This window comes from Brevundimonas sp. DS20, assembly GCF_001310255.1.
In the GTDB taxonomy this organism is placed as follows: Bacteria; Pseudomonadota; Alphaproteobacteria; order Caulobacterales; family Caulobacteraceae; genus Brevundimonas; species Brevundimonas aurantiaca.
Genome location: NZ_CP012897.1, coordinates 1,287,605 through 1,299,896, shown reverse-complemented (window position 1 = coordinate 1,299,896; position 12,292 = coordinate 1,287,605). Strand labels below are relative to the sequence as shown.

Genomic DNA, 12,292 nt, shown 5'->3' with positions numbered 1-12,292 from the left:
CGCCGCGAGAGACCGGCCGGGCACGACCTGGCCCTCGCCGACCCCCTGCCGCCGGAGGCGCGTCTTGAATAGCAACTGACTAAGTTCTATATTGAGCCGGTCGGCGTGAGTGGCGCCGGGGTCACGGTCACGCTTTCGTGTGACGATCCGCCCCTAAAAATGGCGGCAACCCATCGCTACTTTACCGGTTGAGGGGTGAGGCGTCGGCGCACATGCCGTGGCCGACGGCGAAGCGCCCGCTCGTTCTAGACGGTCGGAGGGACCATATGGCTGCCAATAGCACGCTCGCGGTGATGTCGCCTGAACAGGGCCTGTCGCGTTATCTAACGGAAATCCGCAAGTTTCCGATGCTGACCAAGGACGAGGAGTTCATGCTCGCCAAGCGCTGGTCCGAGCATCAGGACCCCGAGGCCGCCCACCGTCTCGTCACCTCCCACCTGCGCCTGGTCGCCAAGATCGCCATGGGCTATCGCGGCTACGGCCTGCCGATCGGCGAGGTGATCTCCGAGGGCAACGTCGGCCTGATGCAGGCCGTCAAGAAGTTCGATCCGGACAAGGGCTTCCGGCTGGCGACCTACGCCATGTGGTGGATCAGGGCCTCGATCCAGGAATACATCCTGCGCAGCTGGTCCCTGGTGAAGATGGGGACCACAGCGGCGCAGAAGAAGCTGTTCTTCAACCTGCGCAAGGCCAAGAGCCAGATCTCGGCCTTCGAGGAAGGCGATCTGCGCCCCGAACACCTGTCGGCCATCGCCACCAAGCTGGGCGTGTCGGAACAGGAAGTCACCGACATGAACCGTCGCCTCGGCGGCGACGCCTCGCTGAACGCCCCGCTGCGCGCCGACGGCGAGAGCGAATGGCAAGACTGGCTGGCCGACGACACCGCCGTCTCCCAGGAGACCCAGCTGGCCGACGACGAGGAAAAGGGCATCCGCATGAGCCTCCTGCAGGAGGCCATGGAGGAGCTGACGGATCGGGAAAAACACATCCTCACAGAGCGCCGCCTCAAGGACGACCCCGTCACGCTTGAGGAACTCGCCGGCCATTATGGCGTCTCGCGCGAGCGGGTGCGTCAGATCGAGGTCCGCGCCTTCGAAAAACTGCAAAAGGCCATGCGGGCCGCCGCCGAAGAGCGCAATCTGGTCGACGCCTGATTTCCTCGGGTATCAGGACGCCCTGGCGACCGGCGCGTTCGACGCCGGCGTCTGGGTCAGGGCCAGTATGGCCCCGACCGGCTGGGCCAGACCGGCCTTGGTCACGCCGCCGCCGTCCATGAATGCCTCCAGCCCACCCGCCGCGATCGCCAACCGGGCGTCGCCGCTCTTGATCGCCACCGCCTTCAGCGTCTGCGCCTGCTGGCGGATGGCGCGGGTGGCCTGGGCCGGGTCCTGGTCGAACTGGGCCATGGCCGCAACGAGGATCCGCATCGCCTGATCCTTTATGTCCAGCCCGCCCTTGGCCGACGCATCGGTGCGGCGCTTGGGCGCTCCGGCGTATTCGCCCGAGTTGAAGCGCCGACGATCCGGCCCGACATAGCCGACCGCCTCGATCCAGGGGCGGGGCTTCAGGGCGACGTTCTCCACCCGTTTGAACAGATCGCCGGTCGTATAGGGTTTTCTCAGAAACTCGTGAACGCCCGCGTCGCGCGCCCCCTTGATGGCCGCCGCCGTCGCCTCGTTCGTGACCATGATGATCGGCGCCATGCGACAGACCATGGAGGAGCGCCGGACCCGCCGCGCCAGCCGCTCCCCGCTCAGGGTCGGGCCGGCGTATTCGGTGAAGATCACGCCGGGCTCGACGTCGCGCAGCAGCTCCACCGCCCGCTCCTCGTCGCTCTCCACATAGATTTCGCGCGCGCCCAACCCCTTGATCAGGTCCGACATCAGACGCGCAGAGGCGGCGTTGGGTTCGATGATGGCGACGCGCCGCACCGTGGGCTCGATGCGGCTCAGGGTCTTTGCGTCCGCAGTGAACAAGGGGTCGGCTCCGTTTGACTCCTCGACCCTATCTGACCGCCGTTAAGACTCGCTGAATTGCTCAGCCTTGGAAGGGATCACGCATCAATATGGTGTCGTCCCGCTCGGGGCTGGTCGACAGCAGGGCCACCGGCGCCCCGATCAGCTCCTCGATCCGACGCACATATTTGATGGCGTTGGCGTTGATGTCCTTGAAGCTGCGCACGCCTCCGGTGCTCTCGCTCCAGCCTTCCAGCTCCTCGAACACCGGCTCTGCGGCCGCCTGATCCTTCAGGCTGGACGGCAGATAGTCCAGCACCTCGCCGTTGACGCGATAGCCGACGCAGATCTTCAGCGTCTTCAATCCGTCCAGCACGTCCAGCTTGGTCAGGGCGATGCCGTCGATGCCGTTGATCGCCACCGACTGGCGCACCAGCACGGCGTCGAACCAGCCGCAACGCCGCGCCCGTCCGGTGTTGACCCCGACCTCGCGGCCGACCGTCGCCAAATGCTGACCGACCGCGTCGTCCAGTTCGCAGGCGAAGGGCCCTTCGCCGACCCGGGTCGTATAGGCCTTGACGATGCCCAGCACATAGCCGACGCCACGAGGCCCGATGCCCGACCCCGCCGCCGCCTGCCCCGCCACCGTGTTGGAGCTGGTCACATAGGGATAGGTGCCGTGATCCACGTCCAGAAACGCGCCCTGGGCCCCTTCGAACAGCACCCGCTTGCCCGCCTTCTGCGCCTGGTCCAGCACCCGCCAGGCCGGCTTCACATAGGGCAGGATCTTGGGCGCGATCTCCAGCAGTTGGGCCAAAAGCGCCTCCGGATCGATCGGCTCCAGGCCCAGACCGGCGCGCAGCGGATCGTGGTGCGAGCGCAGCCGGTCGATCTTGACCTTCAGGTCGTCGGCGTTGGCTAGGTCGCAGACCCGAATGGCCCGTCGCCCCACCTTGTCCTCGTAGGCAGGGCCGATGCCCCGCCCGGTCGTGCCGATCTTGGCCCCGGGCGCGCTGGCCGCCGCCTCGCGCGCCACGTCCAAGGCCGGATGGATGGGCAGGATCAGACAGGCGTTGTCGGCGATGGTCAGGATGTCGGGGCTGATTGCAACGCCCTGGGCTGCGATCTTCTCGATCTCGCCGACCAGATGCCACGGATCGACGACCACCCCGTTGCCGATGATCGACGGCTTGCCCTGCACCACGCCCGAGGGCAGCAACGCCAGCTTATAGACCTTGCCGTCCACGACCAGCGTATGGCCCGCATTGTGCCCGCCCTGGAACCGCACCACCATGTCGGCGCGGTTGGACAGCCAGTCCACGATCTTGCCCTTGCCCTCGTCGCCCCACTGGGCGCCGACCACCGCCACGTTCGCCAAAGTCCGTACTCCGCCTCGCGTCCTCGTCGGAGAACGCATCAAAACCAGCAGGCGCCGCAGCATTGCGACGGTCTGAATGCGGGCGCAGCCTATAGCGGGGGAATCGTCCGGTGTCGTCCCGATCCGTCGTATTTTACGACAGTTCCCCCACCGCCGTCTCGAACGCCCATTCGAGCCACGGCGTCGCCGCCACTACATCGGCCGTCTCGACGGTGCAGCCGCACCACAGCCGAAGGCCCGGCGGCGCGTTCCTGTGGGGCTCCATATCGAACACGGCGCCCTCGCCTTCCAGCAGGGCCTTGAAGCGTTTGACGAAGCCCTTCTGCCCCGCCTCGTCCAGGCCGGTCACGCGCGGATCGACGAACTTCAGACAGACTGAGGTGGTCGAGCGGATCTCGGGCCTCTCGGGCAGGAAGGCGATCCAGTCGGTCCGCTCCACCCAGTCGGCCAGGGCGGCGAAGTTGGCGTCGGTGCGCCGGATCAGTTCGCTCAAGCCCCCGATCCCTTGCGCCCATTCCAAGGCGTCGATCCAGTCCTCGATGGTCAAAACAGAGAAGGTGTTGATCGCCACCCCGTCGGCCAGGGCGCGATCGAACCCCTTGCCGTCGGTCAGGCGCAGCAGTTTCGGGACGGGTCGTTCAGGTCGATAGGAATCCAGCCGCGCCACCGCTCGCGGCGACAAAACCATCACCCCGATCCCCGCCTCGCCGCCCAGCGCCTTCTGGAAGCTGAAGGTCACCACATCCAGCTTGTCGAACGGCAGGGGCATGGCGAAGGCGGCCGAGGTGGCGTCGCAGATCGCCAGCCCCTCGCGATCGTCGGCGATCCAGTCGGCGTCCGGCACGCGCACGCCCGAGGTCGTGCCGTTCCAGGGGAAGACCACGTCCTTGGACCAGTCGGCCCGGCTCAGGTCCGGCAGCTCGCCCCAGGGCGCCGTCAGGGCCTCGGGCTCCAACCCCAGATGATCGCGCACGTCCGCCAACCAGGTCAGGCCGAAATTCTCGAAGGCGACCACCTGCACCGGCCGCTGACCCAGCATGCCCCACAGGGCCGCCTCGACCGCCCCGGTGTCCGATCCCGGCGTATAGAGCAGCACATGGCTGTCCGGCACTTCCAGCACCGCCCGCGTCAGTCTCAGCCCGTGGGCGAACCGCTCCACCACCTCGGGCGCGCGGATGCCGCGCCCTAGCAAATCCTGCGGCAGGCCGCCCAGGCTGTAGCCCGGCCGTTTGGCCGTCGGTCCGGCCGAGAACCACGGCCGCGCCGGTTTGACATCAGGCTTTGCGATCATGGTCTCTTCCCCTTGCGCGACCGCGCGTCACCCGGCCCAAACGCCGCTCAACGCCCCGGCGTATAGGGCCGCTTGGCCCGCCAGTCTTCGGCGAACTTGATCAGGGCCGCATCCGGCGTCTCGGGCAGGGTCACGACGATGCGGGCCAACAGATCGCCGCGCCGCCCCTGGGCGAAGGCGCCCCGTCCCTTCAGCCGCAACAGCTTGCCCGAGTTGGAGCCCGGCGCGATCGTCACCTGCACCTCCCCTTCCGGCGTCGGCGCCCGCACCTTGGCCCCCAGAACCGCATCGGGCACCGAGACCGGCAGGTCCATCGTCAGGTCCGCCCCGTCGCGCTTATAGATCGGGTGCGGCTCGATCTTCAGCTCGATCAGGGCGTCGCCGTTCTCGGCGCCCCGCCCCGGCGCCCCCTGGCCGCGCAGGCGGATGGTCTGGCCGTCCGACGCGCCCTTGGGAATGGTCACGTCCAGGGTTCGACCGTCTGAGAACTGGATTCGCCGGGTCGCCCCCGAAATGGCGTCCTCCAGGCTGATGTTCAGGCTGGCGCGCACGTCCTGGCCGCGCGCGGTGAAGTCGCGCGGACCCCGCTGGCGGCCCGCGCCCCCGAACATGCCGAACAGATCGTCCAGGTCGATGCCTTCGAAGTCGGCCCGACCGCCCGGTCCGCCGCCGCCGGAGAAGCCGCCCTGGCCGAAGGGATTGCCGCCCGGCCGTCCGCCCCCGCCGAAGCCGCGATACTGTTCATTGCCGTCGGCGTCCAACTGGCCCGCGTCATACTTGGCCCGCTTTTCCGGATCGCCCAACAGGTCGAAGGCCGCCGTCACCCGTTTGAACCGTTCCTCGGTCTTGACGTCGCCGGGGTTCTTGTCGGGGTGCAGTTCCTTGGCCAGTTTGCGGAACGCCTTCTTGATCTCGTCCGCGCTCGCGCCCTTTGAAACGCCCAGTTCCTTATAGGGGTCGCCTGCCACGTCCGTTGCCGCTCCAACTGAAAACACCTGAGAGGCCGTCAGTTAAGCCATGCCCCCGCCCCCGCAAAGGGCCGGACCCGGATATTTGCTCAGGCCAGAGCCTGATCCGTTGAGGAGGAACCGCTTCGCGGTTCCGCTGAAACGGTGAATCAGGCTCCAGATTAGAGCGAGAGCCTGATTCACGCTTCTGTCGGAACCGCCGCGCGGTTCCGTCCGAAACCATCAGGCTCTAAGCCGATTTCCGCCTCGGCGCCCCAGCCGAACCCCTCCCCCCACTGGGCCACGGCGATCCGCGCCGTTGGCGGCGCCCCGTCCGGAAAGTCCGCCGCCGCGTCCGCTGCGGCGTAAAGGGCCGTCGCCCCATCGACCTCCATCGTCCGCACCACCGCGCCCCCGTTCGTCACCCGGAGACGAAAACGCATCGGATCGACCGGCGTCGGCTCGCCGTCCCAGCCGTCGCCGTACAGCCGCACGCGCGGCGTCCAACTGATCCGCCGTCCCTCGGCCGAGACCCGCACCGTCAACCCCGCCGGCGACCACGGCCGGTCGTAAAGCCCCCGCAGGGTGAAGCCTGCCTGGCGGAACCCCGCCCCGCCCGGCGCCGCCCCCGCCGGTCCGGCGCGACAGACCAGGGGCAGGCCCCGTTCGGCGCGCCCGATCTCCGCCCGCGCCGGGCGCGGCTCCAGGAACACCACCACCGCCCCGGTTGCGGCCCCCGCCTGCATCTCCGCCTCCGTCCCCTGCTGGCCGCGCAAAAGGCCGGTCAGCCGCCAGACGTCCGGGGCGATCAGGGTCGCGGATCGGTATTGCGCCACCTCCCATCCCCCCGCCGTCTGGATCGCCAGTGTGTTGGCGCCGCCCAGCACCGCCGTCTCCGCCGCGCTCTGCGGCGCCGCCCCCTCGACCCGCACCACCAGGGTGTTGACCGTGTCCCAGCGCCCGGGCGCCCCCGGCCGCAAGGGCTCGACCAGCACTCCCACGGGCGTCGGCGCGTCCAGATCGGCGCGCGCGGTCAAGGCGCCGGCCGACGGCCCGGCGTGCAGCCGCATCGGCCGCCACGGCTCCACCGCCGCCGCCGCCACCGGCCGTGCGTCGTCCTCGCTCCCTATCAGCGGCGGCAGATCCAGCAGGGCCAGAAAGGGCGCCCCGGTCGTCGCCGGACCCTCGCCGCCCCTTCCTCCCCCCTGATCCTCATAGAGTCTTCGCGCGCCGACCGGCTCCAGAGTGATCGCCGGCGTCTCCTCCGCCGCGACGCGCGCCACCCGCCAGTCGCCGTCGCGGCCCTCCAGCCGCACCACGTCCCCAGGCTCGGCCGCCAGGGCCTCCAGCGGCCCCAGGGTCAGGACGACCGTCTCGGCCTGCTCCGCCTCCAGCGCCCGCTCCGCCACAGCCCGCGCCAGGCCGTCGCCGCAGACCAGGGGCAGGTCCAGATCGACGCCGCCGCCGGTCGCGGCCCGCCCGTCCTCGGCCCGCCCGTCCTCGACCCGCGCAGTCACCGCCCCCGTCTGATAGTCCGCCGTCTCATCGACGAAACGCACCCGCGCCGCGCCGGGTCGGGCCTCCAGCCGTCGCGTCGCCGTCTCGGCCCCGCCTGCCTTGGGCAGGGCCAGGCCGTCGCGGCTCAGCACCGTCCCGCTCGCCGTCCGTCCCAGGACGGCGACCCGCCCGTCCCGCTCCGCCGCCACGGCGTCGAAGGCGGCCAGCAGCGGCTCCAGGGCGTCGCGCGTCCGCATCGGTCGGTCGATCACATAGCCGGCCGCCGCCCCCTCCACCCCTTCGATGATCCGTTCATCCGCCGCCAGGCCGCCGCGCGCCAGGACGGCGGCGACCAGATCGGCGCCGTCGCCCGCCAGCCGCCCGTTCAGCCAGTGACCCGCCCGCCACGCCCCGGCGTCGGCCCAGACCTCCGCCCGCGCCGGAAAGGCCGGATAGGGCCGGGCGTCCCAGCACCAGGCGTCCGCCCCCTCCAGCATCGGTCGGCCATAGACGGCCGAAACCGGATTGTTCTCAGGCGCCGCGAAATGGCCCAGCACCGCCTCCAGCGCCGCCCGCTGCACTGCATCGTCGCGCGCCCCGGTGGAAAAGGGCGGCAGGGCGCTTTCGCCGCTCTTGGGGTCCTGAAACAGATTGGGCGCATTGCCGCCCCGATCCACGGCCGCACAGCCGAACTCGGTCAGCCGCACCGGCTTCATCCCCGGCCGCCAGGCCGTCGGCGTCGCCGCCCGCACCCCGCCCGGCCGCTCATAGTGCAGGTTCGACCACCAGCCCTTCAGATCCTTGGGCCTGAACAGCCAGTCCTCTCCGTGCGCCCCGTCGATGATCGGCGTGCGCACCTGGGCCGCCCGGTCGGCCGCGCTGGCGTAATACCAGTCGAACCCCTCGCCGCCCGCCACGCCCGCCGCCAGATAGGCCGGGTCCGCCGCCCCGTCGAACCGGGCCGCATCCACGCCCCCGGGCCCGTCACGCCAGTCGCTCAGGGGCGGGTACCAGTCGATCGACACATGGTCGATGTTCGGATCGGCCCACAGGGGATCCAGGTGAAACCGCACCTCCCCGCCCGCCTGCCGTCCGAAATATTCGCTCCAGTCGGCGGCGTAGGACAGTTTGATCCCCGATCCGACCACCGCCCGGCACTCGGCCGCCAGGGTCCGCAACTGATCGACCGCCGGAAAGCCGCCCGCCGCATCCCGCGTCCAGGTCACGCCCCGCATCTCCGATCCGATCAAGAGGCCGTGCGCCCCCTCCTCGGCCGCGATCCGGGCGTAGTGCAGTCCCATTCGCCGCAGGCCCCAGTCTTCCGGCCCGCCGAAAAAGGCCGCGATCTCGGCCGCCGCCCCCGCCCCGTCCGTGCCCGCGATCCGCCCCCGCCACGGATAGCCGGGACAGTCCATGAAGACGAAGGGATACAGGGTCACCTCCAGCCCCCGGCTCTTCAACTCTCGGATCGCCTGGCGCACGCTCTCATCCGACGGCGTCCCGCCATAGGCCGGCCCAGATCCTCCCCCTCTGGGGGAGGTGGCGGCGAAGCCGACGGAGGGGGCCGATCCTCCCCCCGTGGGGGAGGTGGCGGCGAAGCCGACGGAGGGGGTCCGACTGACCTCATAGGCCTCATGCCGCGCCACCCCCGCCACCGACCAGATCATCGGCTCGGTCGGCTTGTCGCGCCGCTCCACCCCCGGCCGCACCCGACACTGACCGGCCCTCAGATCATCCCCGAACCAGCCGACCACCAGACTGACCCGTTTCAGATTCGGCAACTGGGCCTGAAGCTGATCCAGCGACACGATCAGGTCGGCCCGCCCCTCGCCGTTATGGACGTTCTCCGCCGTCGTCCGCGTCAGCCCTTCGCGCCGCACCACCGCCTCGGTCGCCAGGGCGAACTCCCCGGCGCCGGGGATCAGACACACCCCCTCCAGCCGGTCCTCCAGCCGCGGCCCCGCCCCGCGCGGCCGCCGGAACACCTCGAAGCTCAGCTGCGGAACCCGGTCCCCGAACGGCCCCAGCGGCAAATCTTCGAACACCACATAGGCCACGCCCCGATAGGCGGGAGCCGCGCCTTCGACCGCCTCGATCAGCGGGTCCGGCCTCTGGTCCTCCCCGCCGCGATGCACCCGCATCGCCACGCCGTTCAGCTCCATCAGCCGACCGTCCGCCCAGACCCGGCCGATCCCGTCGATCTCGCCTTCGCACAGGGCCACGGCGAAACTCAGCGAATAGGCGTAGTCGACCGTTTTCGGCCCGCCCTTGCCCGCCCGTCCCTTGACCTTGCCCTCCAGAAACCGCGCGGCCCAGATCACCTGACCCGTCACCCGCGCCCGGCCGAAGACGCAGGCCATCGGCGCCCCCTCGGCCGTCCCCTGGATCTTCAGCCCGTCCAGCCTCGGCCCCAGCTGTCGCGCCGGCGACAGGGAGCCGATCACGCGATCGTCGATCACCCGCCCGATCGTCGCCCCGATCACCCGACCGACCGGCCCGCCGACCGACTGCCCCACCGCGCTCAGTACGACTTGCGCCATCTACGCCTCCTCGGGAAATCGAAACGCCGCGACCAGCCGCCGCCGCCACCAGACCCCCATCCAGCTCTCCACCACCGCCCGTCCCCAATAGGCGTGGATCATCTTCGGCTCCGGCCCCTCGACCGCGCTCAGCACGGCGCAGTGTTTGGCCGCCACGCCCGGCGACATGCAAAACAGCAGCACATCCCCTGCCCGCATGGCCTCGACCGAAACCGGCATCAGCCACCGCTCCAGCGCCTCCCGCAACAGCTCGCGCCCGCCCGCCTCGGCCCAGTCCGGCGAATAGGGCGGAACGCCTTCCGGCTCCGCCCCCGCCACCTCGCGCCACAGCCCCCGCACCAGACCCAGACAGTCCGCCCCCACGCCCTTCACACTGGCCTGATGCCGATACGGCGTCCCCAGCCAGGCCCGGGCGGCGGCGGCGATCGCCTCGCCCCTCACCGCCGGCTCCCGCCGTCATGGCGGCCGCCCTGCGCCGGCCAGGCCGTCAGGAAGTCATCCCCCGGCACGTCCGGAAAGCCCCGAAAATTCACGCCATTCCCAAACGTCCCGACGCAGGTCCCCCACCGCTTGTCGCAGGTCCGGCCGGCGACCGCCGCCACGCCGCACCGCTCGTCCCCCAGCCGCGCGTCGCACAGCCGGCCATAGGTCCGCCCGACCACCCGCTCCAGCTTGGCCAGCGGCCCTTCCAGATCGGCGACGAAGGCCCCGTCCTGCCGCCTCAGTCGCGCGATCGTCCCCGACCACAGCCGCACCCCCAGCCCCGGCTCGGACCAGTCCAGGCGCCACAGCTCGACCGCCGCTCCGTCCAGCCGGCCCGCCGCCACATCCGCCTCGCGGATCGAGGCGTCGTCCAGCACGCCCGAGGCCGAGGCCGTCCCCGCCGCCAGTCCGACCGCACTCTCCGCCGCCCCCGCCGTCCAGCCGCTCGCCGCCCGACAGACCACCCCGTCCAGCGTCAGACCCCGGTCATGGTCGGTGAAGCCCGCCCGCGTCCCGTCGACGCGCCGCACCAGCCAGACATGGCAAAGCCGCGCCGCCCCGCTTTCGATGCGGGCGGCCAGATCGTCCGGTATGTGTCTCATCTTCGCCTTCGCTCAGTGGTCAGTGGCGAGTGGCGAGTGAGCGGGCCGACCATTCGTCCCGACGATCAGGTCTCGGCGCTCCCGCATCCCGAACCGCCTCGCCACTCGCCACCGACCACTCGCCACTCTCGTCAGACCCGCACCTCGATCAGCGGAACCGCCGCCATCCGCCCGGCCTCAAAACTCTCCAGGGTCGTCTCGATCCGGTCGGTGTCGAACCGCACCGGCGTGTCGAACTGAAAGCCCGCCGTCACCGTCACCCCCGGCGCCGGCGCGGCCGCCAGGGTCACGGCCCCCGTCGTCCAATCGACGGAAAGGCCCTGGGTCTCCACGCCCCCGACCGCCACCCGAACCGACCCCTCGACCGGCTTCCGGATCGGCCGTTCGACGTCGCCGTAGGTCTTGATCAGCGGAAACACGGTCCGCGCCCCGTCGCCCAGGCCCAGAACCTGATCCCCGGCCGAAACCGTCCCGCTGGGCGCGCACGATTTGAAATCGGCGAAGTCCTTGAACCGGAACCCGTACAGCCGCCCCCGCCGCGCCTCGAAGAAGGCGATCAGGGCGGCCATGTCGTCCAGCGATCTCAGGTTCGCCCCGATCAGATAGCGCCTGCGCCCCAGCGCCCAGGGCGTGGACCGCCGCTCGAACCCGGACGCCAGGGTCGCGATCTCCGTCCGCCGCTCCACCCCGCCGGTCGAGCCGAACGCCAGCCGCGCGGGCAGGCGCACCTCATGAAAGCTCATTCGAACCTGTCCCCTGTTTCACTTGTCCGAACGGCGCCGCTCGTCCATGCTCGGCTAACGACGGCCGAGGGGGCCGTCTCGAGACGGGAGCGAAGACTTGCGCGGCGAAATCCTCAGCTATGACACCACGGCCGGCGCCGGCCTGATCAGCGGCGACGACGGCGTCCGCTACGGCTTCAGCGCCGCCGGCCTGCAGTCCCCCGCCGTCCCCGCCCCCGGCGTCCGCGTCGATTTCGTGCCCGAGGATGGCGAGGCGACCCAGATCCTGATCCTGGCGGGCGGCCCCTCCACCGTCGGCGTCGCCGGCGGCTACGCCAGTTCGACCGACACCACCGTCGCCGGTTTCGACTGGCAGAAACTGTTCCTGTCCTTCGAGGGCCGTACCCGCCGCAGCCATTTCTGGATCGGCTGGCTGATCCTGCTGGGCGTCGGCGTCGTCGCCGGCTGGCTGCCGATCATCGGCGCCCTGATCTCCCTGGCCCTGATCTGGCCGAACCTGGCCATTTCGGTGAAACGCCTGCACGACATGGGCAAGACCGGCTGGCTGGTCGCCATTCCCTGGGTCGCCGCGACGGTCTTCACGATCATCGGCTTCGTCATGGTCATGGGCGCCGCCTTCGCCGGCGGCATGGGCCCCGACTATTACGAAGACAATCCCGCCGCCTTCTTCGCCCTAATGGGCCCGGGCGTCGGCGCCTTCGCCCTGGCGGGCCTGGTTCCTCTCGCCTTCCTGCTGTGGATCGGCCTGGTCGAGGGCGACAAGGGCGACAACCGCTTCGGCCCCAACCCCAAGGGGGAATAGCAAGACAGTGACGAGTGGCGAGCGGTCAGTGGCGAGACAGGCCGCATCCGCATC

10 protein-coding genes are annotated in these 12,292 nt (G+C 70.3%); 2 read left to right on the top strand and 8 right to left on the bottom strand.

Features of this window, described 5'->3' with window-relative positions:
- The first annotated feature begins 266 nt into the window (after nucleotides 1-266).
- Nucleotides 267-1,154: an RNA polymerase sigma factor RpoH gene (gene rpoH, locus JL11_RS06325; protein WP_082382620.1), complete on the top strand. Its 888-nt coding sequence runs from the start codon at nucleotides 267-269 to the stop codon at nucleotides 1,152-1,154.
- A gap of 12 nt (nucleotides 1,155-1,166) precedes the next feature.
- On the opposite strand, the gene JL11_RS06320 is transcribed toward rpoH, so the two are convergent.
- The 8 genes from JL11_RS06320 to JL11_RS06285 all read right to left on the bottom strand — a co-directional run bounded on the left by JL11_RS06320 (nucleotide 1,167) and on the right by JL11_RS06285 (nucleotide 11,436).
- Complete coding sequence (locus JL11_RS06320) at nucleotides 1,167-1,976, bottom strand: response regulator (protein ID WP_054764910.1); 810 nt, start codon at nucleotides 1,974-1,976, stop codon at nucleotides 1,167-1,169.
- A gap of 61 nt (nucleotides 1,977-2,037) precedes the next feature.
- Entirely contained in the window at nucleotides 2,038-3,333 is a 1,296-nt protein-coding gene (locus JL11_RS06315; protein ID WP_054764909.1) for an adenylosuccinate synthase, read from the bottom strand.
- A 133-nt stretch (nucleotides 3,334-3,466) separates the two neighbouring features.
- Nucleotides 3,467-4,624: a phosphoserine transaminase gene (locus JL11_RS06310; protein ID WP_054764908.1), complete on the bottom strand. Its 1,158-nt coding sequence runs from the start codon at nucleotides 4,622-4,624 to the stop codon at nucleotides 3,467-3,469.
- 47 nt (nucleotides 4,625-4,671) lie between these two features.
- Entirely contained in the window at nucleotides 4,672-5,592 is a 921-nt protein-coding gene (locus JL11_RS06305; protein ID WP_054764907.1) for a DnaJ C-terminal domain-containing protein, read from the bottom strand.
- A 179-nt stretch (nucleotides 5,593-5,771) separates the two neighbouring features.
- Complete coding sequence (locus tag JL11_RS06300; protein ID WP_054764906.1) at nucleotides 5,772-9,608, bottom strand: baseplate multidomain protein megatron; 3,837 nt, start codon at nucleotides 9,606-9,608, stop codon at nucleotides 5,772-5,774.
- A complete protein-coding gene (locus JL11_RS06295) occupies nucleotides 9,609-10,049 on the bottom strand; it encodes an NlpC/P60 family protein (RefSeq protein WP_082382619.1) in 441 nt (146 codons plus the stop codon).
- Nucleotides 10,046-10,693, bottom strand: coding sequence for a baseplate hub domain-containing protein (locus JL11_RS06290; protein ID WP_054764905.1), 648 nt, complete (start codon nucleotides 10,691-10,693; stop codon nucleotides 10,046-10,048). Before JL11_RS06290 ends, JL11_RS06295 begins: the two co-directional genes overlap by 4 nt.
- 131 nt (nucleotides 10,694-10,824) lie before the next feature.
- Nucleotides 10,825-11,436: a DUF2460 domain-containing protein gene (locus JL11_RS06285; RefSeq protein WP_054764904.1), complete on the bottom strand. Its 612-nt coding sequence runs from the start codon at nucleotides 11,434-11,436 to the stop codon at nucleotides 10,825-10,827.
- A 97-nt stretch (nucleotides 11,437-11,533) separates the two neighbouring features.
- Between JL11_RS06285 and JL11_RS06280 the strand changes: the two genes are divergently transcribed.
- Complete coding sequence (locus tag JL11_RS06280) at nucleotides 11,534-12,238, top strand: DUF805 domain-containing protein (protein ID WP_054764903.1); 705 nt, start codon at nucleotides 11,534-11,536, stop codon at nucleotides 12,236-12,238.
- The last annotated feature ends 54 nt before the right edge of the window (nucleotides 12,239-12,292 follow it).